21 protein-coding genes are annotated in these 22,767 nt (G+C 71.9%); 15 read left to right on the top strand and 6 right to left on the bottom strand.

Translation table 11 applies throughout. The annotated features are described in order from the left end of the window. Window positions 1–15 precede the first annotated feature (15 nt). Window positions 16–1,524, top strand: a complete 1,509-nt coding sequence (locus FDO69_RS41770; protein ID WP_234387843.1) for an acyl-CoA dehydrogenase family protein — start codon at window positions 16–18, stop codon at window positions 1,522–1,524. Next, window positions 1,521–1,919 (top strand): RidA family protein, encoded by a 399-nt coding sequence (locus FDO69_RS04670; protein ID WP_104778431.1) that lies wholly within the window; start codon window positions 1,521–1,523, stop codon window positions 1,917–1,919. The genes FDO69_RS41770 and FDO69_RS04670 overlap by 4 nt, the downstream gene beginning before the upstream one ends. 34 nt (window positions 1,920–1,953) lie before the next feature. On the opposite strand, the gene FDO69_RS04665 is transcribed toward FDO69_RS04670, so the two are convergent. Continuing rightward, on the bottom strand, window positions 1,954–2,154 hold the full coding sequence (locus FDO69_RS04665; protein WP_104778430.1) for a DUF5999 family protein: 201 nt from the start codon (window positions 2,152–2,154) through the stop codon (window positions 1,954–1,956). A 246-nt stretch (window positions 2,155–2,400) separates the two neighbouring features. On the opposite strand from FDO69_RS04665, the gene FDO69_RS04660 reads away from it, so the two are divergent. The 6 genes from FDO69_RS04660 to FDO69_RS04635 all read left to right on the top strand — a co-directional run bounded on the left by FDO69_RS04660 (window position 2,401) and on the right by FDO69_RS04635 (window position 8,050). After that, complete coding sequence (locus FDO69_RS04660; RefSeq protein ID WP_104778429.1) at window positions 2,401–2,853, top strand: DUF6299 family protein; 453 nt, start codon at window positions 2,401–2,403, stop codon at window positions 2,851–2,853. A 100-nt stretch (window positions 2,854–2,953) separates the two neighbouring features. After that, window positions 2,954–4,543 carry an ABC transporter substrate-binding protein gene (locus FDO69_RS04655; RefSeq protein ID WP_104778428.1) on the top strand — a complete coding sequence of 530 codons (1,590 nt, stop codon included), beginning with the start codon at window positions 2,954–2,956 and terminating at the stop codon, window positions 4,541–4,543. A gap of 20 nt (window positions 4,544–4,563) precedes the next feature. After that, on the top strand, window positions 4,564–5,532 hold the full coding sequence (locus tag FDO69_RS04650; RefSeq protein WP_104778427.1) for an ABC transporter permease: 969 nt from the start codon (window positions 4,564–4,566) through the stop codon (window positions 5,530–5,532). Further along, a complete protein-coding gene (locus tag FDO69_RS04645; RefSeq protein ID WP_104778426.1) occupies window positions 5,522–6,421 on the top strand; it encodes an ABC transporter permease in 900 nt (299 codons plus the stop codon). The genes FDO69_RS04650 and FDO69_RS04645 overlap by 11 nt, the downstream gene beginning before the upstream one ends. Before the next feature lie 8 nt (window positions 6,422–6,429). Next, window positions 6,430–7,404, top strand: a complete 975-nt coding sequence (locus FDO69_RS04640) for an ABC transporter ATP-binding protein (RefSeq protein WP_104778508.1) — start codon at window positions 6,430–6,432, stop codon at window positions 7,402–7,404. Further along, on the top strand, window positions 7,397–8,050 hold the full coding sequence (locus FDO69_RS04635) for an ABC transporter ATP-binding protein (RefSeq protein WP_104778425.1): 654 nt from the start codon (window positions 7,397–7,399) through the stop codon (window positions 8,048–8,050). Before FDO69_RS04640 ends, FDO69_RS04635 begins: the two co-directional genes overlap by 8 nt. Window positions 8,051–8,081: 31 nt before the next feature. Here FDO69_RS04635 and FDO69_RS04630 read toward each other — a convergent pair whose 3' ends face one another. The 5 genes from FDO69_RS04630 to FDO69_RS04610 all read right to left on the bottom strand — a co-directional run bounded on the left by FDO69_RS04630 (window position 8,082) and on the right by FDO69_RS04610 (window position 13,516). Further along, a complete protein-coding gene (locus FDO69_RS04630) occupies window positions 8,082–8,381 on the bottom strand; it encodes a hypothetical protein (RefSeq protein WP_104778424.1) in 300 nt (99 codons plus the stop codon). Between the two features lie 271 nt (window positions 8,382–8,652). Beyond that, a complete protein-coding gene (locus FDO69_RS04625) occupies window positions 8,653–9,414 on the bottom strand; it encodes a class I SAM-dependent methyltransferase (protein WP_104778423.1) in 762 nt (253 codons plus the stop codon). Window positions 9,415–9,504: 90 nt separating this feature from the next. Continuing rightward, on the bottom strand, window positions 9,505–10,701 hold the full coding sequence (locus tag FDO69_RS04620) for an aminotransferase class V-fold PLP-dependent enzyme (protein WP_104778422.1): 1,197 nt from the start codon (window positions 10,699–10,701) through the stop codon (window positions 9,505–9,507). Between the two features lie 5 nt (window positions 10,702–10,706). Beyond that, a complete protein-coding gene (locus FDO69_RS04615) occupies window positions 10,707–12,026 on the bottom strand; it encodes a pyridoxal-phosphate dependent enzyme (RefSeq protein WP_104778421.1) in 1,320 nt (439 codons plus the stop codon). After that, a complete protein-coding gene (locus FDO69_RS04610) occupies window positions 12,023–13,516 on the bottom strand; it encodes a Y4yA family PLP-dependent enzyme (RefSeq protein ID WP_104778420.1) in 1,494 nt (497 codons plus the stop codon). Before FDO69_RS04610 ends, FDO69_RS04615 begins: the two co-directional genes overlap by 4 nt. A gap of 301 nt (window positions 13,517–13,817) precedes the next feature. Here FDO69_RS04610 and FDO69_RS04605 point away from each other — a divergent pair, with 301 nt between their 5' ends. From FDO69_RS04605 to FDO69_RS04575, 7 genes are all read left to right on the top strand, one after another. Next, a complete protein-coding gene (locus FDO69_RS04605; RefSeq protein ID WP_234387842.1) occupies window positions 13,818–14,777 on the top strand; it encodes a type I phosphomannose isomerase catalytic subunit in 960 nt (319 codons plus the stop codon). Window positions 14,778–14,872: 95 nt separating this feature from the next. Continuing rightward, window positions 14,873–15,499, top strand: coding sequence for a hypothetical protein (locus FDO69_RS04600; RefSeq protein ID WP_170320837.1), 627 nt, complete (start codon window positions 14,873–14,875; stop codon window positions 15,497–15,499). Between the two features lie 324 nt (window positions 15,500–15,823). Further along, entirely contained in the window at window positions 15,824–16,237 is a 414-nt protein-coding gene (locus FDO69_RS04595; protein ID WP_159030592.1) for an NUDIX domain-containing protein, read from the top strand. Window positions 16,238–16,277: 40 nt separating this feature from the next. Continuing rightward, window positions 16,278–17,246, top strand: coding sequence for a radical SAM protein (locus tag FDO69_RS04590; RefSeq protein WP_159030591.1), 969 nt, complete (start codon window positions 16,278–16,280; stop codon window positions 17,244–17,246). Between the two features lie 6 nt (window positions 17,247–17,252). Beyond that, complete coding sequence (locus FDO69_RS04585) at window positions 17,253–18,407, top strand: prenyltransferase/squalene oxidase repeat-containing protein (protein ID WP_104778417.1); 1,155 nt, start codon at window positions 17,253–17,255, stop codon at window positions 18,405–18,407. Window positions 18,408–18,453: 46 nt separating this feature from the next. Beyond that, window positions 18,454–19,650 (top strand): hypothetical protein, encoded by a 1,197-nt coding sequence (locus tag FDO69_RS04580; RefSeq protein WP_104778416.1) that lies wholly within the window; start codon window positions 18,454–18,456, stop codon window positions 19,648–19,650. Next, window positions 19,641–22,760 carry an SUMF1/EgtB/PvdO family nonheme iron enzyme gene (locus FDO69_RS04575; protein WP_159030590.1) on the top strand — a complete coding sequence of 1,040 codons (3,120 nt, stop codon included), beginning with the start codon at window positions 19,641–19,643 and terminating at the stop codon, window positions 22,758–22,760. Before FDO69_RS04580 ends, FDO69_RS04575 begins: the two co-directional genes overlap by 10 nt. Window positions 22,761–22,767 lie beyond the last annotated feature (7 nt).

Genomic DNA, 22,767 nt, shown 5'->3' with positions numbered 1-22,767 from the left:
GAGAAGGGACCGGCGATGACCGCATTCTCGCTCGAACCGGCACAACTCGCCTGGTGCGCCGAACTGCGCGCCCTGGCCGCGGAGCGGCTCCGCCCGCTGGCCGACAAGGGCGAACCGGGGCGGGTGAACCGCGCCCTGGTGGCCGAACTGGGCAGCCTCGGACTGCTCGGACGCCTGTTCACCTCGGGCGCGCTCGACCTGTGCCTGATGCGCGAGTCCCTGGCCTACGCCTGCACGGAGGCCGAGACGGCCCTGGCCCTCCAGGGCCTCGGCGCCCATCCGGTCCACGCGTACGGCACGCAGGCCCAACGCGCCCACTGGCTCCCCCGGGTGACCGCCGGCACGGCGATCGCGGCCTTCGCGCTGAGCGAGCCCGGCGCCGGATCGGACGCGGCGTCGCTGCAACTCCGGGCGGAGCCGGACACCGACCTGCGCGATGACCGGGCGTCGGACGCGGCGGCGCGGGCACTGCGGGCGGAGGGGACGTCCACCGGTCCGCAGGGTGGCCGGGCGTCGGACGCGGCGGCGCGGGCGCTGCGGGCGGAGCCGGGCACCGACCTGCAAGGTGGCCGGGCGTCGGACGCGGCGGCGCAGGCGCTGCGGGCGGAGGAGACGTTCACCGGTCCGCAGGGTGGCCGGTCGCCGGACGCGGTGGCGCGGGCGCTGCGGGCGGAGGGGACGTTCACCGGTCCGCAGGGTGACCGGGCGCCGGACGCGGCGGCGCGGGCGCTGCGGGCGGAGGTGGACGCCGCCTCGCGCGAGGGCCGGACCTCGCCGGGCGCCGCTCTCGCCGCCGCCCCCGACGGCCCCGCCCGCTGGCGTCTCACCGGCGAGAAGTGCTGGATCTCCAACGCCCCCGAGGCCGACTTCTACACCGTCTTCGCCCGTACCACGCCGGATGCCGGGGCCCGGGGCGTCACGGCCTTCCTCGTGCCCGGCGACCGCCCGGGCCTGACCGGCCGCGGTCTCGACATGCTCTCGCCGCACCCCATCGGCGCACTCGACTTCGACGCCGTGCCGGTGACGGCCGACGACGTCCTCGGCGAGCCCGACCGCGGCTTCCGCGTCGCCATGGGAACGCTCAACCTGTTCCGCCCCAGCGTCGGCGCGCTCGCCGTCGGCATGGCGCAGGCGGCCCTCGACGCGACCCTCGCCCACACCGCCGGACGGGAGGCATTCGGGGGCCGGCTGAAGGACCTGCAAGCCGTCGCCCACCAGGTCGCCGAGATGGCCCTGCGCACCGAGGCGGCCCGGCTGATGGTCCACGCGGCGGCATCGGCGTACGACGCGGACGACCCGGACGTGCCCCGGCGCTCCGCCATGGCGAAACTGCTCGCCACCGAAACCGCGCAGTACGTCGTCGACGCGGCCGTCCAGCTGCACGGGGCCCGGGCCCTGCAACGCGGCCATCTGCTCGAGCACCTCTACCGCGAGGTGCGCGCCCCACGCATCTATGAAGGGGCCAGCGAGGTGCAACGCGGCATCATCGCCAAGGAGCTGTACGCCCGTCAGGAGGCCCCGTGAGCACCGAGCGCGTCAACCCGCCCGAGCTGTCCCGGCCGACCGGTTTCTCCCACGCCGTGGTGGCCTGCGGGGCACGGGTGGTGTTCCTGGCCGGCCAGACCGCCCTCGACGCCGACGGCAAGGTGGTCGGCCGCACCCTGCCCGAGCAGTTCGAAAGGGCCCTCGCCAACCTGCTGACCGCCCTCACCGCGGCCGGCGGCACACCGTCCGACCTGGCCCGTGTCACCGTCTACGCCACGGATGTCGAGGCGTACCGCGCGCACGCCCCCGAGCTCGGCCGCCTGTGGCGTGAGGTGGCCGGACGCGACTACCCCGCCATGGCGGTCGTCCAGGTCGTCCGGCTGTGGGACGCGGAGGCGATGGTGGAGCTGGACGGCTTCGCGGTCCTGCCGTAGCGGGACCGCCGTGCCACCGTGAAGCGGCCTCGGGTCAGGCCGCGACGGCCAGTCCCTCCGACGTGACCCGGCGGGGCTGCACGACGCGCCCGTCCGGGAGCAGTTCGCCGGTGTCGTCGAAGACGACCGTCCCGTCGCACAGCAGGCTCCAGCCCTGCTCGGGACGGGCCGCCACGATGTGCGCGGCGGGGGAGGGGGAGTCGGTCGCGGGGCACTGGGGCTGGTGGGCACACATGGCGCACCTCCACGTCGGTAGGGCCATCCGAAGGGTTCGTATGACTCGTACAGACAGACCATCCTCCCGACCCGGACTCACCGGAACGGCCCGGCGCGAAGCGTGACACGCCCCGGACATTCCCGGGACGGTTCCACGAAGGCGGGGGCGGACGCGCCGCCGAAGGGGTGAGGCTGACGGGCGCCGGGCCCGCGGGGCGGGTACGAGTGGAAGCCGCAATTCAACTCTTTTCGGGAGGTTTCCCTCATGCGTGTACGTCCCCTTCTCGGCGTGGCTGCCGGTGCCGCAGTGATCCTGCTGGCCGGCGCGGGCGCGACGCCCGCCACCGCCTCCGCCCTCGCCCCCACCGGCTCCGTGACGGTCGACGCCGTGGGCCGGATCGCCGCCGACGGCACCGTCACCCTGTCCGGCACCTACCGCTGCGCCGGCTCCAGCGGCCCGGTCTTCGTCAGCTCCTCCGTGAGCCAGGGCACCTCCACGACCCGTTACGGCATCGGCGGCACCCGGGCCGTCTGCGACGGCGCCGAGCACCGCTGGGTGAACACGGGCCGGACCAGGTCCGGCGCGCTGGTGGCCGGGGTTGCCCACGTCGAGGCCACCGTGATGGAGCTGCGCAGCTTCGGCGGCCTTCCGCTGCCCGTCTTTCACGCGGTCAAGAACCAGGACGTCACCCTGCAGCAGGCCCCGGCGCGGCGGTGAACCGTTCGGCGGGCGTCCGATTCCGGGACGCCCGCCCGTCCTGTTTAATTGCGAAGTCTTTGCAACAACAGGATCAGGGCAACAAGGGGTGTGAGGTCACATGTCGACCCGTCGGATACGAGGGGCCGCCGTCACGGCGGCGCTGACCGCGGCGATCACCGCCTGCTCGGCCCCCGGTGGCGGCGGCTCGGGCGACGGCAAGGCCACAGGGCCGGTCGTGCTCGGTGTGGCCTCTGAACCCGACACCCTCAGCCCGCTGCTCGGCTACGGCAAGGACGGCAACTCCAAGATCTTCGACGGGCTCCTCGCCCGCGACGCCGACCTGAGGCTGAAGCCCGCTCTGGCGGCCGAACTGCCGAAGATCACCGATGGTGGCCGCACGTACACCTACGCCCTGCGCGACGGGGTCGAGTTCAGTGACGGCGAGCCGCTGACCGCCGCCGACGTCGTCTACACGTACCGGACCGTTCTCGACGCGAAGACCAACAACACCTTCAAGAGCGAGCTGGACGCCGTCAAGGAGGTCGAGGCGAGCGGCGACGACAAGGTCGTCTTCACGCTGAAGTACCCCTACGCCCCGTTCGCCGCGCGCACGGTCCTGCCCATCGTCCCCGAGCACGTGGCGGGGAAGCAGGACCCCAACACCGGCTCCTTCAACACGAAGCCGGTCGGCACCGGGCCCTACGTCCTCAGCCGCTGGAGCAAGGGCGAGAAGCTCATTTTCAAGGCCAACCCCCGCTACTGGGGCGGCAAGCCGAAGGTGAAGACCTTCACCATGGCGATCATCGGCGACGACAACGTGCGCGCCACCCGCCTGCGCTCCGGGGACCTCGACGGCGCGGTCCTCCCGCCCAACCTCGCCGCCACGTTCGAGGACGAAGCCGGCCGGCGCACCTACGAGGCCCGGTCCTACGACTTCCGGGCCGTCACGCTCCCTACCGCGAACGAGGTCACCGGCGACCGCGCGATCCGGCGGGCCCTCGACGCGGCCGTGGACCGCGAAGCCATGGTCGACAAGATCCTCGACGGTGCGGGCCGCCCGGCGTACGGGCCGCTGCCCGTCGACGATCCCGCCTTCATCAAGGACATCGAGCGCACCAAGGACCTCGGCAAGGCCGGGAAGATCCTTGACGAGGCCGGCTGGAAGCCCGGCGAGGACGGCATCCGCAGCAGGGACGGACAGCGGGCGTCCTTCGACCTGCTCTACCCCTCCGGCGACAAGGTCCGCCAGGACCACGCCCTCGCCTACGCCTCCGACGCCAAGAAGGCCGGCATCGACGTGAAGGTCGAGAGCGCCACCTGGGAGGTCATCGAACCGCGCATGAAGGACACGGCCGTCCTCGCGGGCTTCGGCAGCACCGGCGACCCCGACTTCGGCCTCTACACCCTGCTGCACTCCTCCCTCGCCGGCGACGGCTTCAACAACATGGCCCGCTACGACAACCCGGCCGTGGACCGCGCCCTCGACGACGGTCGCCGCAGCCAGGACCCGCAGACCCGCCGAGCCGCCTACGACAAGCTCCAGCGGGCCCTGGTGCAGGACCCCGGCTACACCTTCCTCACCCACATCGACCACCTCTATGTGCTGGCCGACCGCTGGGACGGCCTGAAGACCCAACTGGAGCCGCACGAGCACGGCTTCGCCAGCGGCCCCTGGTGGAACATCGAGGACTGGCAGCCGAAGAAGTGACCCGCCTCCCCTGGGGAGCGATGGCGCGCCTGGCGGGCCGGCGGGCCCTGTTCGCCGTCCCCGTCCTGCTCGTCGTCACCTTCGGTGTGTTCGCGATCGCCGCCGCCTCCCCGTTCGACCCCGTCAAGGCCTACGCCGGCACCGCCGCGCTCGGCGCCGACCGACAGACCCTGGACCGGCTGCGCGAGAACCTCGGCGTGGACCAGACCTTCGCCGCCCGCTGGTGGCACTGGCTGACCTCCGCGCTCACCGGCGACCTCGGCCACTCCAGCGTCATGCGGCAGCCGGTCGCCCAGGTCATCGGCGAACGGCTCGTGTGGTCCGCGCTGCTCTGCGCGGTCGCCTTCGCCGCCGCCGTGCTGCTGGGCACGTTCCTCGGCGTGCTCGCCGCCCGCCGCCCCGGCTCACTCGTCGACCGGGCCGTCACCTCCCTCGCCTACACCCTGGAGGCGGCCCCGGTCTTCTGGATCGCGCTGCTCGCCGTCTGGCTCTTCGCCCTCCAGTGGGACGTCCTGCCGGCGGGCGGCCTGACCGACACAGGCAGCGAACAGGTCACACCCGGCCAGGTCACGACCCACCTCGTCCTGCCCGCCGGTGTCCTCGCCGTGTCCCAGCTGCCGTGGTTCACCCTCTACGTCCGCCAGGGCGTCGGCGACGCCCTGGCGGAGGACCCGGTGCGCGGCGCCCGGGCGCGCGGCCTGAGCGAACGCACCGTCCTGCTCGGCCACGCCCTGCGCTCCGGGCTGCTGCCGGTGCTCACGCTCGTCGGCTCCCGCGTCCCCGAACTCATCACCGGGGCCCTGCTGGTGGAGAGCGTCTTCAGCTGGCCGGGCATCGCCGCCGCCACCGTCGAGGCGGCCACCGCCGTCGACTTCCCGCTGCTCGCCGCCCTGACCACGCTGGCCACCGCCGCCGTGCTCGCCGGGAACCTGCTCGCCGACATGCTCTACGGACTGTTCGACCCGAGGGTGAAGCTCCATGACATGTGACGCACCGGCGCCCGCAGGCGCCCCGGCCGAGCCCGAGTGGCGCTCGCACGGCCCGAGGCGCCGCTCCACGCGCGCCCTGCGCGTGCGCACCGCGGCCGTGCTGGTGGCCGCGACCGTCCTCGCCGTGCTGCTCGTGCCGCCGCTGGTCCAGCTCGACCAGCAGGCCGTCGACCTCGCCGCCAAGCTGCAACCGCCCTCCTGGTCACACCCGTTCGGCACCGACGACGTCGGCCGCGACCTGCTGCTGCGCTGCGTCTACGGCCTGCGCGTCTCGCTGCTCGTCGGAGTGGCGGCGGCACTGACCGCGACGGTGGTCGGCACGGCAGTGGGCGCCGCTGCCGGTGCGCTGGGCGGTTGGGCCGACCGGGCCCTGATGCGCGTGGTCGACACGTTCTCGTCCGTGCCGCATCTGCTGCTCGGCATCTTCATCGTCGCCATGTCCCGGCCCGGGGTGTGGCCGGTGGTCATCTCGGTGGCGCTGACCCACTGGCTGTCCACGGCCCGGATCGTGCGCGCCGAGGTGCTGTCGCTGCGGTCGCGGCCGTACGTCGACGCGGCCGTCTCCGGCGGGGCGTCGCGGTGGCGGGTGGCCGTACGGCACCTGCTGCCCGCCGTCCTTCCCCAGGCCGCGCTCGCCGCCGTGCTGATGGTGCCGCACGCCATGTGGCACGAATCGGCCCTGTCCTTCCTCGGCCTCGGGCTGCCCACCCACACGGCGAGCCTCGGCACCCTCATCCAGAGTGCCCGCGGCTCCCTCCTCGCCGGCCAGTGGTGGCCGACCCTCTTCCCGGGCCTCTTCCTCATCGTCCCGACCCTCGCCCTCGCCGGTCTCGCCGGGGCCTGGCGCGAGCGGATCAACCCCCGGCACCGATCGGAGCTGATGCTGTGAGCGTCGGCATGGACCCCATGGCCCCCGTGCTGTCCGTCCGAGGCCTGTCCGTGCGGTTCCTCCTGCCCAGGGGGCGCCGCGTGGCCGCCGTCACCGACGCCCGGTTCGACGTGGCGCCCGGCGAGTGCCTGGCCCTGATCGGCGAGAGCGGCTGCGGCAAGTCCGTGCTGGCCTCCGCCCTGCTCGGACTGCTCCCCGGCAACGCGCAGACCGCCGGCTCGGCCCTGCTCGGCGACCTGGACCTCCTCACCGCCGACGAGCGGACCCTCGCCCGCACGGTACGAGGACGGCTCATCGGCCTCGTGCCCCAGAGCCCGGCCGCCCACCTCACCCCGGTCCGCACCGTCCGCTCCCAACTGGAGGAGACGGTCGCCACGTTGACCGCGACCCGGGGGCGCGCCGCCCTGCGGGCCGCCGCCGAGGCCGCCGCCGAACGGGCCGCGTTCCCCGCCGACCACCTCGACCGCCACCCCCACCAGCTCTCCGGCGGCCTCGCACAACGCGCCGCCACCGCCCTCGCCCTGGTCGGTGACGCGCCCCTGCTGCTCGCCGACGAACCCACCACCGGACTCGACCGTGACCTGGTGGACCGCACGGTCGACGAACTGCGCCGGCACGTCGACGACCCGCGCGACGGCCGCCGACGAGCCCTGCTGATGATCACCCACGACCTGGCGGCCGCCGAGCGCATCGCCGACCGGGTCGCGGTCATGTACGCGGGGCGCATCGTCGAACTCGCCGACGCCACCGTCTTCTTCGGCCCGGCCGGGCCCCGCCACCCCTACAGCCGCGGCCTGCTCCGGGCCCTGCCCGACCGCGCCTTCACCGCCATCCCCGGCATGCCGCCCGAACTCGGCGACCTCCCGGCCGGCTGCGCCTTCGCCGCCCGCTGCGACCGGGCCACCGACATCTGCGCCGGCCCGCCGCCCCCCGGCACCCTCGCCTGCCACCACCCGCACGTGCCGGAGGACGTCCGTGCTTGAACTGCGCTCCATCACCGCCGGATACGCCCGCAACGCTCCGGTGGTCCGGGACGTGAGCCTGAGTGTCGCCCCTGGCGAGTCCGTCGGCCTGCTGGGCCCCAGCGGCTGCGGCAAGTCCACCCTCGCGCGGGTCGCGGCCCTGCTGCACCGGCCCGACTCGGGCACCCTCCTCCTCGACGGCGAGCCCGTACGGCACTGGCGCCACCGCGCCCCACGCGCCCGGCGCACCGCCATCGGGGTCGTCTTCCAGCAGGCCAGGCTCTCCGCCGACCCCCGGCTGCCGCTCACCGACCTGATCGCCGAGCCTCTGCGGGCCACCGGCCGGGGCGGCGAAGTCCCCGCGCGAGTCGCCGAGTTGGCCCCCGCCGTCGGTCTCACCCCCGACCTGCTCACCAGGCGGCCGCACGAGGTCAGCGACGGCCAGCTGCAACGCGCCTGCCTCGCCCGCGCCCTGGTGCTGCGCCCGCGGCTGCTGGTGTGCGACGAGATGACGGCGATGCTCGACGCCTCCACCGCCGCCGCTCTGGTCGCGGCCGTCGAGGACTACCGGGCCGCGACCGGCGCCGCCCTGCTGGCCGTCGGCCACGACCGCACCCTGCTGGAGCGCTGGTGCGACCGCACGGTCCACTGGGACGGCCTGGCCTGAGACCTGCCGTCCAGGGGCCCGGCCGCCCCGGTCAGTGGTCGTCCCAGTGGCCCTCGTGGGCGGCGTGGCGGTGGCCGTCGTGCACGTAGTCCGTGTGGTCGCCGTGCCGTACGGCCTGATGGCCGCAGGCGTCGCCGTGCTCGTGGTCGTGGTTGCGGTGCACCGTGTGGTCGGCGTTGGCGCACTCGTCGGCGTGGCCCTCGTGCATCCGGTGGATGTGGCCGTCGTGGGCGTAGTCGGTGTGGTCGCCGTGGGTGAAGGCGAGATGGCCGCAGTCGTCGCCGTGGGTGTGCGCGTGGTTGTCGTGGGTGGGGTGCTCGGCGGTGGTCATGGGGGGCTCCTCGCGTGTGCGCGTGGCCGCTCGCGGCGCTTCCGCCGGGACCAGCATGGCGATGTCAACATATAGCGGTCTCCGCGTGAAGTGTCGGAGTGCCCGCCCGCAGCCGCACCCGGTGTGGGGCGTGCGGGTGAACCACGCGGCTGGGGCCTGTCGCTTCTGCATCGGCCGGTCCCGTGAGTTTCCTGTGGCCTGATCCGATCGACAGGCCCTCACCTGTTCAAGGACCAAGCACGCGTGTCACCGACGTTCCGGGACAGCACACCTAGCGCACCGCCACGACCACGCAGCTGTCGCCGTACTGCCACACCGGTCCGGCCTTGTCGAAGCCGGCCTGCCGGAGCAGCTCCAGGTGGGTGGCGAGGGGGAGTTCGGCGGGGCGGCCGGTGCCGGGGGCCGCGCGGCGACGCCGCTCCGCGAGCAGGTCGGTCAGCTCCGGGTCGTCGCCGGCCGCCGCCCACCAGGAGTCCCAGTCCTCATGGGCGAACACGCGCTGCCGGCCGGCCCGGCACCGCCCGACGTGAGCGGCGATCCCGGCCGGGCCCGTCTCGCCCTGGGGGAGGTGGTCGCCGTTGACGAGGACGCCCCCGGGGCGCAGCAGCACGGCGAGCTGCCGGTAGGTCGCGAGCAGGGTGTCGCGGTCGAGGTAGTGCAGGGCCGTGGTGGAGACCGCCGCGTCCAGGGGCCGGTCCAGATCCAGGGCCCACGTCCAGCCGGGCGCGCCGATCTCGGCGTCGACGTAGCGGGCCGCGTCCGGGTGGTGGGTGCGGCCCAGCTCCAGCAGGAGGGGGTCCCGGTCCACGGCCACGATCTCCGCGTCCGGCAGCCGCCGGATCAGCCGGGCCGCGAGGGAGCCGGGCCCGCAGCCGAGGTCCACGACGAGGGGTGGCGTTGCGCATCCGGCCGTGGAGTGCTCGACGACATCGGCGATCACCGTGAACCGCTCCTCGCGGTCGACGGCGTACCGCTGCTGCTGGAGCTCCCAGCGCTCCACCCATCGCTCCGCCGTCGCCAGACTCAGCCCCATCCGGTCGCGCCACCTCGTCGTATCGCACCTGACTCCTGCCGGTCCGAGCCTACAGGTGGAAACGGTTCCCATTACGTATAGTCGGCGGTGTCACGAGAGTGAGGCCAGAACCGACAGCAGCCGGTCGATCTCCTCAACGGTGTTGTACACGTGCAGACTCACTCGCACCGAACCGGTCTTCTCGCCCGCGTCGCCCTGGCAGTGATGGTCGGAGCGGACCATGAATCCGTGGCTGAACAGGATGAACCCCAGGTCGCCCGAGTCGATGGCGCGGTGCCGCAGGGTCACGATGCCCCGGCGGCGCTGCACGGTGGTGCCGGCGGCCAGGCTGAGCGGGCAGCCGAGGATCTCGTAGGCGTCCAGCCGGCGCAGCCCCTCCGTCAGGCGGGTCGCGAGATCGGCCGTCCAGCGCTCGATCCGGTCGAGACCGGCCGCCTCCAGCCAGTCCAGGGCCGCTTCGAGAGAGGCGATGCCCACGGTGTTGGGGGTGCCGCTCCAGCCCCCGGGCACGAACTGCGGCCCGCGCGCCTGCCGGGCCCACACCGCCCCGGAGCCGGGCAGGGCCAGTGCCTTGTGGCCCGAGAACACGACGAAGTCCACGTCCGACTCGGCCACGGACACGGGCAGATGGCCGACACTCTGCGCGGCGTCCAGACAGATGACCGCGTCCGGGCCGACGGCCTCGCGGATGCGCTGCACGTTCATGTCGCCGCCGTACACATGGTGCACATGGGTGGTGGCGACGAACCGGGTGCGTGGGCCTGCCCGTTCGGCCAGCGCCCGGTGGTCGTAGTCTCCGGAGCCGCTCTGGTACGGCATCGGCACCACCCGGACCCGCACGCCCTCGCGAGCGAGCAGCCGCTGGGCCTCCAGCCACGGCACGATGTTGGCCTGGTGGTCGGCGTCCGGGACGACGATCTCGTCGCCGTCGCGCAGGAAGCCCGGCAGCCAGTCGCGGGCGACGGTCCGCAGCCCCTCGGTGGTCCCGCCGGTGAAGTGGACGGCGGAGCGCTCCGGCCGCGCGTCCCCGAGGAACCGGGCGACGCGCTCACGGGTCCGCTCCACCAGCTCCGTGGTCCGGTTGGCCCAGGTGTAGGTGCCGCGCGCGGAGTTGGCGTTGGACGTCGTCAGGTAGGTCTGCACGGCGTCCAGCACGGCCTGCGGCTTCTGCGCCGTGGCCGCGCTGTCGAGGTACGCCAGCTCGGGGTGCCCGGTGACGATGGGGAACTGGGCGCGCAGTGCCCGCTGCCACGCGTGCGGATCCTCGGGGGAGGTCGGTGCGGTCATGCCGGTCAGTCCCGCACCAGGGGCGCGCCCGCGTCCCGCCAGGCGATGATGCCGCCGGCCAGGCTGCGCACGTCGGGGTGGCCCATCCGGGTCAGCAGCGCCGCGTAGCGCGCGGACTGCTCACCGACCGGGCAGGCCAGCAGCACCGACTGGCGCTTGCTGAACGGCAGGCCGCCCCGGACGAGTTCGGCGAACAGCTCGTCGACGATGTTGACCGACCCGTCGATGTGCAGCGCCGCGTACGCGTACGGGCTGCGCAGGTCGACCACGAGCGGCCGGTCGGTGTCGATCCAGCGCCGGGCGTCGGCCACGCCGATCGACGGCGCCCGGCCGACCTCCGCGTCGGACAGGTCGGCGGGCGAGTTCTTCCGGGGCGGCCGGCCCAGCAGATCGGGGCGCCGCTGGCGGACATAGCTCAAATAGCTCTCCACCCGGTCGCAGACGATGAACACGGCGGTCCGCCGTTCCTCCGACTCCTCGTCCAGCGCCCGCAGATGACGGACCGCACCGAAGTAGGCCGCCCCTGCGGTGGGCCCGCCCAGGATGCCGCAGCGGCGGTTCAGGGTCAGCATCCCCTCGATCGCCTCGTCGGCGCGGACCGACTCCATCGTGTCGTACGTGTCCGGGTCGAACAGGCCGACCTCCTGCACCTCGTCGATGGTGCGGATCCCCGGGATGAAGTCGGACTTGGCCGCCACCAGCCCGACCACCCGCACCGACGGGTCCTCCTCGCGCAGGGCACGGGTGACGCCCGTGGAGGAACCGGCGGTGCCCACACAGGCGACGAACCAGTCCGGGACCCGGCCGTCCAGGTCCTTGACGATCTCCGGCCCGGTGCCGGTGAGGTGGGCCTCGGTGTTGCGCGGATTGAAGTACTGGTCGGTGTGCAGACAGGCGCTGCCGGAGGCGGACAGCGTCCGGTGGAACAGGGTCAGCGGATCGTCCGTGGCGGTCGGGTCGAGGCACTCGCTCTGCCCCGGCAGCTCCTCGATCTCAGCGCCGAGCAGCAGCAGGAGGTCCTTGATCTCCGGCACCCGCATCCGGTTGGTGACGCTTTTGAAGCCCAGGCCGTGCATGCCCGCGATGACCGCGAGGGCCTTGGCCGTGTTGCCGCTGGACAACTCGACCACCTGGCTGCCGTGTTCGACCGCCTCGGCCAGCAGGGGCCTCGCCATGCTCCAGGCGGCCCGGTCCTTCACCGAGCCGAACGGGTTGAGCATCTCCAGCTTGGCGTACAGGTCGATGTTCCGAAGGCCGTGCACGGCCGGGTCTATCCGCACCAGAGGGGTGTTGCCTATCGCCTCGGTGATGCTGTCGTACCTCACTGAGCTCCCCTCGAGGGCGTGATCGGCCAGAACTGGTCGTCCAGGCACCAGCGCCAGGCGTCGCCGTCCTGCCAGGCCGCGACCTTGCGGGCGGCGGGCTGGTGCTGGGCGCGCGTGGCGTGGAAGTCCATGGCGTAGCCCGCGGTGTTGGCGAAGGCCAGCAGGTCGCCGGGTTCGGGGCGGCGGGGCAGGAACACCGTGCGCCGGGTGATCAGGTCGCTCTCCAGGCAGAGACTGCCGAAGAGGTGCACGGCGACGGGCCCTTCGCCCGGCCCGGCTCCGCCGCGGGGGAGGACGACCGGGTCCATCAGCACGCCGTGGTCCTCCAGGGCGATGTCGTCCGCCTTCGCGGCCAGCCGTACGAGCAGGGGCCCACCGGCCTCCTGGTCACGGACCTCCAGGACCCGCGCCAGCGAGAGTCCGCACTGGTCGAGCAACGCCCGGCCGGGCTCGGTGTGCAGGTCGTACAGGTGCTCCAGCAGCAGCGCGGCCAGCGGGCGTCCGCCGAGCGAGGCGGCGGGCTGGGCCAGCAACTCGTCCAGGTAGGCGGCACCGGCGACGGGCCGGTGGGCCGGGTAGAGGCCGAGCGTGCCGCGCAGGGTGCCCGCCTCGTCGCGCAGCCCGTAGCCGTGCCCGCCCCACGTCAGCGGCGGACGCCGGCCGAGCACGGCCGCGGTGAGCCCGCTCGTGTACGCCTCCCACTGCTCCCGCTCGGCGAGGTAGCTGACGCCGAACCCGCCGCCGACATCCACGGCCCGCGGCCGCAACCCCCGGCTCCGGCACAACTCCAGCGCGGCCAGGCACCCTTCGAGGGCGGTCGCCTTCTCCGCGACGCTCGTCGTGTCCAGATGGAAGGCCACCCCCGCCGGATCGACGGCGTCGGCATGCCGCTCGACCGCCCCCAGCAGCAGCTCCAACTCCCGTACGGGCGTGCCGAAGCGGCTGCGCCGGCTCAGCACCTTCACCCCCGACGTCTCGAAGCCCGACAGCCGCAGCAGCACCCGCACGGGCGCGAGCGCGTGGCTGCGCACCAGGGCGGCGAGCTGGTCCAGTTCGGCGGCGGCGTCGACGCTGACCGTGACCCCAGCCCGGGCCGCCAGCCACAGGAACTCGGGGTTCTTCGGGCCTGTGGCCGTGATCCGGCCGGCGTCGAACCCGGCCCCCAGCGCGTGCTGCAACTCGCCCAGCGACGCCACGTCCACGCCCGCGTCCGTCGCGGCCAGCCGCCGCAGCAGCGCACTGGACCGGTTGGCCTTGTGGGCGTAGAAGATCTGCCCCGACAGATGGTGGGAGCGGTACACCGACCGGAACCGCTCCAGGTTCTCCGCGATCTGGTCCGGCACCACGACGTGCACGGGTGAGCCGAGCGCGTCGACGAGCGAGTGCAGTGTCCCGTGCGCCGCCATGAGCGAGTTCAGCCGGGGCTCCAGCCGCGGTCGGAGGTACAAGGGTTCCGGCTGCGGTCCGACGTGCAAGGGCCGGCCGTCCATGCGCGCTCCCTCCCCCTGAAGCAGTCGCCGCACCCGGCATCCGGGCACGTCGGACACTCCTCGCGTATCGCCGTATGACCCCTATCCATTCTTCGGTCGCTTTACGCCCTGTAAGGCCAGGGCCCGGGGCCTCGGTCGGCGTGAAGCGGATCACGGGCGGGGGAGCGGCGCGCGCCGGGCGCGAGGCGGCGGCATCCGCGGCCCGCGGCGCGTCACGGTCCCGCCGGGTGCCGCACGCATGTGCCTCTCGACCCGGGGGTACTCCGGGCGAGACCGGCAACCGACCCGTCCGAGGCGAGACGTGGACTGGCATCCGCTGCGGCTCACCACCCCTGTCAAGCAGCACGTCTTCGGCGGCCGGGCCATCGCCGAACGGCTGGGCCGCACCGGGCTGCCCGACGGGCCGGTCGCCGAGACATGGGAGGTCAGCGACGTCGAGGGCGATGCCTCGACCGTCTTGGACGGTCCCCTCGCCGGGCGCACCCTGCGGCAGATCACCGCCGAGCACCCGGTCGAACTGCTCGGCCCCCGCCTCCCGCCCGGCCCCCGTTTCCCGCTGCTCACCAAGTTCATCGACGGCCGTGGGGCACTGCCCGTGCATCTGCACGCCGACGACGCCACCGCCCGGCGCCTGGAGGGCGAACCCCACGGCAAGACCGAGGCCTGGCACGTCCTGGACGCCGCTCCGGGAGCCACGGCTTTGGTCGGTGTACGTCCCGGCGTGGACCGCGAGATCCTGCACCGGGCGCTGCCGGCACAGGACTTCGACGCGGTCATGCGCCGCCTGCCGGTCCGCGCGGGGCAGACGGTCCACGTCCCCGGCGGCACCCTGCACAGCTTCGGCCCGGACACCCTCGTGTACGAGATCGAGCAGACGTCCGACATCCAGCAGCACGCCATGCGCCGTCGCATGGAGGACGGCTCACCCGTACCGGACCACGAGTGGCACGCGGGCCTCGACCGTCTCCTCGACGAGTGGCGCCCCGGCCATCGACCGGAGTCCCACCCCGGCCTGAGCGTCCGCCAGGGCGACGGTGTCGTACGGACCGTGCTCTGCGCCGGCCCGCACTTCGCCCTCGAACGCTGGTGTGCCGGCACGGCGGCGCCCTGGTCCTACCGCTTCTCCACCGTGCGGATCCTCACCAACGCGGACGCCCCCGTCACCGTCACCGCCGGCGCCACGGAGCGGCCGCCGTCGCCGCCCTCGGTGAGGGGCTCGGCCCGCGGTAACAGGCCGGTGACAATCGGGACGGATCCGTAGCAGGCTCCCAGGGCAACGGATGCGGCCGGTGGCGGGTCATACGGGGGGCAAGGGCAAAAGCCCGCGCACCCGACCGGGAAAGCCGGGGGGAAACAATGGGGGAGACCATGAAGATCCGTAACCGAGGCATCCGTACGACCGTGGCCGCGCTGGCGGCCGTCGCCGGTGTCGCCGCAGCCGCCGTGCCGGCCGTCGCGGCACCGGCCTCCGACACGCCCCGGTTTCTGGAGCCGACCGAGCTGCCGCCGCACCCGACCTCGCCCTGGTACGCCGGTCCGGTCGCGGCCGGCCAGCCCGACCCGCTGCCGATGTGCGTGGGCGACGCGCTGCCGTCCATCACCACGCACCGGGAGTACTGGACGGAGTACGACACCAACGCCCAGCAGCTCACGGTCGAGGGGCGCAGCGAGCAGTGGGCGAAGGAGTTCGCGGCGCTGCTGCGCAAGGACCTCGCCGGCTGCGCGAAGAAGCTCATGCAGCAGGACCCCGACATCACGGCGACGCAGAAGTACTACGGCAAGCTGAACGTCGAGGAGGGCGCCGACGTCTACGGCATCCACACCGCCTCCGCCTGGGGCTCCTCCGACATCGGCCTCTTCTCGGTCGGCCGCGACGGCGCGACCGTGACGATCGTCCGCTGGAGCCAGATGGGCACCTTCCAGCACGCCCAGGTGGCGGACTTCAAGGCCACGACGGTGACGGCGGTGAACAAGCTGTACTGACGCGGTCGGCCGGCGGCGCGGACCGCACCGGCGAAACAGACAGGGCGAGCCGATCATCGGCTCGCCCTTGTCATGCCCGGTCACCTCGGAAAAGGAAAGCCATTCGAGCATTCATCGACAGGGCCGGATCATGAATAGGATGATCCTTATTCGGTCTCGGTCAAGTGGCTTCGCCGCAGGTCGAGTTGACGCTACTCTTGCCGGGCTGAGCGACCGTTTCCCGCTGTGGCGCGAACTCGTCGCCAGCTCCGTTTCTCCGGTCACTCCTGTCCCATCGAGGGCAACCGAAGCCGGAGTCGACCGCGCACGAAAGGTGAATTCGAGTTGACCTTGTTCTACGGGGCAGCGCACGCCCTCATTGAGCGAAACGGGCGATTTCTGGTGACCCGGAGGTCCGCAGTCGACGACTACATGCCGCTGAAGTGGGACCTGCCCGGCGGGACCGTCGACCCGGGGGAGACCCTGGAAGACGCACTCGTCCGCGAGGTGTTCGAGGAAACAAAGATCAAGGTCGATATCGAACGCCTGCTGTACGCCTACACCAACCTGGCCACTCTGCCGGAGCGCCAGACATTCCAGACGGTATTCCTCTGCCGCTATGTGGGCGGCGACGTGCAGCTCGATCCCGCCGACCACGAGCAGTACCTCTGGGCCACGAAGGACGAAATCGACGGCCTGGACGCGATGGGCTTCCTCGCGGGCTTCCGTGGGACGGCGATGTACCGCACAGTGGAATAGCGAACCGGGAGGCAGGGGGGCTTCCGTGCGAGTGCGATCTGTGGATGTCTACGTAACCTATCGGTGCAATCTGCGCTGCACGCACTGCTTCGTGGGCGACAACCTGTCGACGGCGCAGAGCTTTTCCTACGAGTCACTGACGCAGCTGGTCACGGAAGCTCAACGGTGCTGGCGCACCGAGGAGATCACGTTTCTCGGCGGGGAGCCGACCCTGTATCCCCGGATCGCCGACGCGGTCCGCCTGGTCCAGCGTCAGGGACTGAGGGCGCGTCTCGTCACCAACGGACTGCACGGATTCCGGGCCTTCGTCGACGGGTTCGACGGCCCGCACCCGCCCGTGGTGGGCGTGAGCATCGATGGTTCGAACGCCGAGACCCACGACGCCGTCCGGGGCAGGCGGGCCTTCGAGCGCCTGATCGCCAACATCGCACACGCACGGCAGCGTGGCTATCAGTTGTTCGGCATCACATCCCTGAGCAGGGCCAACGCACACGACGCCGTGGACATCCTGAGACTCTGTGAGCGCCTGGGACTCGGTTGGGTCAACGTCCACTACGTCTCCAACCGCGGCTTCGCCACACCCGACATGGTGCTGTCCATATCCGAGTGGCAGAGGCTGACCGAAGACATCGAAGAACGGTCGGCCGCCCTGGCGATCGACATCCGCTTGGAACGCACCTTCGTCCCACCTCAGGGCCACCGGCGGTCCTGCGCGGTGCGCAGCCACGACAACCTGCTGTTCCTTCCCGACGGCAGGGTGTTCCAGTGCCCCATGTTCATCGACGTTCCTGACGCCCACTCCTACACCTGGTCGGGAAGCAGCCTCGCGGGCCGGCCGGGCAGCAGGACCGAGACGGGGCTGTGCTCGGCGACGAGCTCGGTGCACTGCCCCGCCCTTCGTCACGTGAACCCGCACCTGCACACCGCCGTGGCCGAGGCGGGACTGGAGATGTCGTGTGTGCTGGAGAAGACCCGCCTGAGCCGAGGGATGGTCATCGATGACCATTGAACGCCGATGAGTGTCTGGAGCGAGGCGGACCTGACCTTCGTGCGGGACCGCGCGCGGCGCTGGGATCTGCACAACTCGGAGCGCTTCTGGGGCGGGCCGCTCTACGACCTGGTCGAGCCGCTGCTGGGCTCGTTCAACTGCGACTTCGGCGTTCCCAAACAGATCGGCACACCGTCGGAGTCCCTTCCGGAGACCACGGCCACGGTGCTCCTGGCCCTGCACCGCATGGGTCTGCTCAACGCCTCCATGCGGCAGCGCATACAGTCCTACCTGTGGTCCACTCACTACGCGCTCGCAGCGGGCATCGACGAGGAGGACAAGTACCCCGACGCCGAATGCTGGAGCTCGGTCTCCCGCAACGTCTGGGCGACGGCCACCTCACTGTGGGCGCTCATCGCCACCGGCTACCGCGGCAGACACGAGGGACGCTACGCCCCCGCGGTGCGGTGGCTGGTCGACGCCCAGGACGAGGACGGTGCCTGGGGCTTCAGCCGGGACGCCCAGAACCCGCCGTCCGTCTTCCTCACCTCGGTGTGCGCCTACACGCTGCGCATGACGGCGGCACGTCTCGACGATGACACGCACGAGATCCACAAGGCCTCCGTGCAGTCCGCCGTCGACGCCGCTGTCGGCTACCTGAAGAGGGCCCGGCGCAGACGGAGCGGACTGTGGCAGACGGACTCCGGCGAGACGGAACCGACCAGCAGCGCCATGGCGCTGTGGGCCCTGCGCCGGTGCGGCAGCGCGGACGACGGCGAACTCGTCCGCAGCGGTGTCCGTGCGCTGTCCAAAACCGTCGGCAACGGGCGTTGTGCCGCCAGCCTGGAGATCGCGGCAGGGACGCTCCCGGACTCGCGCGAGGCGATCGCCCTGCAGGGCTACACCCCCGCCATCCCCCTGGCCCTGCTGCAAATAGACGTGGACCCGTTCCACAAGATGATCCTGCAACCGCTCCACTTCCTGCGCACCAGCCGCCGAACCGACGGCTGGGAGTTCCCCGTCATGGGAAACGCGCGGCAGGGCCGCTACCTCAAAGCCGTCCCGTACGTGGGGACCGGCGAAGCCCTGACGTTCACCACCGCGCTGGCCCTGCAGACCGCCCACGCATGGCACCGGCGGGTCATCAGCTGGACCATCGAACAGCGCTTGACGAAGCCATGAGCACATTGCCGCTCACGCCAGGGCACACACCACCAGGGGGACCCGAGTGACGGCAGTCCTGTTCGTGCACGGCACAGGCGTGCGGAAGACGTCCTTCGACACCACGCTCGGCACCATCTCCCGGTCGCTGCGCGATCGACGCCCGGGCCTCACGGTGCACGGCTGTTTCTGGGGCGGTCGGCACGGCAGCACCCTGTACGCCCGGGGGGCGTCGGTGCCTGTCGCCGATGGGACGCGCGGTATCGGCTCCCCCGCAGTTCCGGACGAACTCGACGTCCTGGTGTGGGACCGGCTGCAGGACGATGCCCTCTTCGAGCTCCGGCTGTTGACGCTGGGAGAGGCGTCAGCCCGCCGGGACACGGGCTTCCACCCGCGCAGGGAGCCAACGGGCGAGGCGCTGCGCCACGCATACCGCCGGTTCGCCGCTTCCGGCGAGACAAGGGAGCTCTTCGACGGCGCGGGACTCGCAGGGCAGTTCGCCGGTGCCTGCCACATGATCGCCTCGTCGGAGGTGTTCGGGGAACTGGAGGCCGGCGGCGCGGCCGCCGCCGACGTGTGGCCGGCAGTCGTCCGCGCCACGGCCGCGGAGGCGATACGGCGTGCGGAGCGGGAAGACGCGCCGTACCTGCCGGTGGTCTACGACCGACAGTTCAGGGACACGTTCGTCAGCTCGCTGATCCGGGCCACGGCCGACGACCATCGCGGCGTGATCGGCGGCTGGGCCAAGCAACGGGCGGGGAGCTTCTTCGCGAGCAGAGCCACCACCTACGTGTCACGCCGGCGAGGGGCGTTCACCGACTCCGCGTCCCTCGTCGCCGGCGACATCCTGCTGTACCAACGCGACGGCGACGCGATGCGGAGGTCTGTCGCCGATCACATCAGCGCACTGGAGCCCCCGGTGACCGTCGTCGCACACAGCCTCGGCGGCATCATGTGTCTCGATCTCCTCGCCACGACGAGCCTGCCCGGCGTCCGTCTCGTCACCGTGGGGACCGCCGCACCGCTGTTCTGGGAGCTCGACGCGCTGCGGGGCCTGCGCGCGGGTGCTCCGCTGCCCCCCGGATTCCCGGAGTGGACGAACATCTACGACCGACGGGACTTCCTCGCCTACGTGGCAGCTCCGGTGTTCGGCGACCGGGTACGCGATGTCCGGGTCGACAACGGTCTGCCCTTCCCCCGTTGCCACAGCGCCTACTGGTTCAACACCCGATGCCGGGACACCCTGCTCGGCGCGTGTACGTGAACGACTTCCTGCACGCCCGTGCGCTGGTGGTGGGCGTGGAGACCTACTCCGCGGGCGAGGAATGGGAGCTGGTGGGCCCCGCCGCCGACGCACTCCGGTTCACGGACTGGCTTCTATACATGGGCATGCCCGCCGCCCACATCAGTCTCTTCGCCAACAGCACAGCACCGTCCGCCCTCGCCGAGTGGCGGCAGCGGACGGGCGTGAGCGTCGCCGAACCCGCGTGCGATGCCATACACACCGCGCTCCTCGACGTGGTCAGAAAGCATCCGTGCGACGTCCTCTTCCTCTTCTGGGGCGGTCACGGCATCACCGACCCCGAAGGGCGGCTGCGGCTGTTCACCTGCGACGCGCATGAGGAAGTGCTGCACAACGTCGACCTGGACGACCTCATGCTGGCCCTGCGCTCATCGACCTTCGCCGAGGTGGGACGTCAGATCCTGATCGTCGACGCCTGCCGGCGTTTCGTCCCCCACCGCGAGTTGCGCCGGGGGCTGCCCACCGTGTCCCTGCCCCGAGGCGAACTCGGCCGCACGGACCAGTTCACGCTGTGTGCGACCCGGGAGGGCGACCTGGCGGCGAACCTCACCGGCGCGGGAACGGGACGACTGTCGTCGGTGCTGCTCGCGAAGTTGCCGACCACGCCGGGAAGACTGCCCGACATGGAGGCCGTCGCCCGTCAGGTCCGGGGCGAGTTCGAAAGGCTGCGGACGGCCGGCGAGACCACACAGATACCGGTGTTCTACTCCTCACGTGGCTATGACGGCAGCGTCCGCTCGGACCAGCTGGTTGCCTGGACGACGCCCGCCGAGGCCAGTCCGGTGGCCGACGCACAGCAGTACGTGCAGCGGCTGGCGCGCAGGCTGGAGAGCCGGCTCGTCGGTGAGGTGCGGCTCAGCGGCATGGGGCCGTCGTTCGACTCGCTGGAGCGGTCGTCCGTGGTGACCAGGGCGCAGGTCAGGTCGACGTCCATCAGCGCCGAGCACAGTCTGGTTCCGGACGTCGTCGACTATGTGCGGCGCACCGCGGTGCGCCGGATGATCGTCAGCGGGGCCCCCGGGATGGGCAAGAGCGTGCTGCTGGACCTCCTGGCCCTGGCACAGTGCCGCGCGTGCCAGGTCGACGGGTCGGCGATACCGGTTCAAGTGACCGGCCACGGTGATGCGGCCCGAGAGTTCGTCCGGGCCGAGGACATGCTGCGGCATGCGGTGCCCTTCCTGCACCACGCGGCGCAGGACGAACTACTGCACCGATGTGTCTTCTACTGCGACGCGTTCGACGAGATGACGCCCCCGCAGCAGTCCGCCGTCCTGGACTTCATGCGCGGCCATCCGAACGCGTCGGTCATCCTGTCGACCCGCACCACTCGCGGGATCGACTGGTCGGTACCGAACTGCGTGGAGGTGGAGTTGCTGCCCCTTGACCCGCCCGAGGTCCTGCGTCATCTGGAATGCGAACTCGGTACGAGTGTCGCGGAGGAGGTCTTCCGCCGGCTCGCCGGCCGCGACTACGAGGTGATCCAGGACGCCTGGCGGGCGGCCGGGGGAGCCCGCGAGCAGCTCTGGTCCCTCCCCGCCACCGTGCCGAGGGAGCTGCCCGGCGACCTGGCGGCACTTCGCCTCAAGCTGCTGCGTGACCCGCCCGCCGCGCTGCAACTGGCCCGGACGCCCTTCCTGCTGCGGGCCATGGTGACCATCCGGCGGGAAGGCGAGTACCTCGACCTCTCGAAGCCCGACATCCTGCACCACCTCGTGACAGCGCTGTGGAGCCGACTGCACGCGGAAGTGGGGTACCGCGACATCTCACTCGACCAGCTCTTTCGCGGACTCGCGCCCTTCGCGGTCCAGCTCATCCGCGACCGTCAGGAGTCCTACGACCTGGCCTCCTCGGCCGACCTGCCGGCCGAAGCGGAGCGGGTCGTCGCCCCTCGTCTCTTCGAAGCAGCGGTGCTGGCCGGAATCGTCGATCAGGACGGCTCGCACGTCACCTTCCGGCACCGCGTGATACGGGACTACTTCGCGGCCTCGGCTCTGTCCGCCCGCATCCCGGACCGGCTGCCCGTCGACGACTACGTGGACCCGACGCAGTGGTGGGTGGAGACGCCCTGGCGGGCCGCCCTGGGGTTCGTACCCAGGTTCCACGGCAGCCTGGAGCCCCTGGTCGACTGGCTCGGGCGGGCGCAGCCGGAGGCGGCCGCACAGTGCATCAGGGAGAACGCGGGGCTGCCCGGTGAGTCCGCTCGACAGACCATCCGCGATGTGGTCAGGCAGCGGCTGGCCGAGAGCACCGGGCGTGCTCCGGCGGAACTCGCAGCTCTGGGCCGTGCCCTCGGCATGGTCGGCGACGACCGTCCGGGCGTCGGTGTCGGTCACGTGCTGACGAGCAGCGCGCCCGCCATCGAGTGGGCGTTCATACCGGAACAACAGGTCGTCGTGTCGGAATCCCGCCCCGTCACCGTCCCGGCGGTCCACATCGCCAAGTACCCGGTCACCAACGCGCAGTACGAGGTCTTCCTCCGTGACGGCGGCTACGGGAAGGACCGTCACTGGACGAGACGCGGAATCGCGCTGCGTGACCGGCACGGATGGTGTGCGCCCGAAGCGTACGGGCCACCGTTCGACCTGCCCAACCATCCCATCGTCGGTATCAGTTACCACGAGGCACTGGCCTTCTGCCACTGGCTCGGCGCGCTCAGGGGAGAGCGACTGACGCTGCCCACGGTCGCGCAGTGGATGGCGGCTGCCAGATCGGGAGACGGCGTCGAGGGATACCCGTGGGGGGACGACTTCTCACCCGGCCGCAGCAACAGCAGGCAGGCCGGCATCAGAACCACGACCGCGGTGGGGGTCTTCGCCTCCGGGATGAGCCACTTCGGACTCTTCGACTGCGGGGGAAACGTCTGGGAACTGTGCGCTCCCGAGCGGGACGCGGGGCGTGGGCCGTGGCTTCGTGGACTGCGCGGACAGCAGACCCCGGACGACTACCTCCCGATTAAGGGCGGGTCGTTCGCTCACTACTGGTGTTCCGTGAAGACCCGGACCGACGTGACGATCCGTGAGGCCGATCGTGAGTGGGACGTCGGCTTCCGGGTGCTCAAGCGACTGCCCTGACCGCGGT

The sequence above is a fragment of the Streptomyces tibetensis genome (genome assembly GCF_007655005.1).
In the GTDB taxonomy this organism is placed as follows: domain Bacteria; phylum Actinomycetota; class Actinomycetes; order Streptomycetales; family Streptomycetaceae; genus Streptomyces; species Streptomyces tibetensis.
The sequence above is the reverse complement of the archived record's forward strand: the minus strand, read 5'-3'. Positions and strand labels throughout refer to the sequence as shown.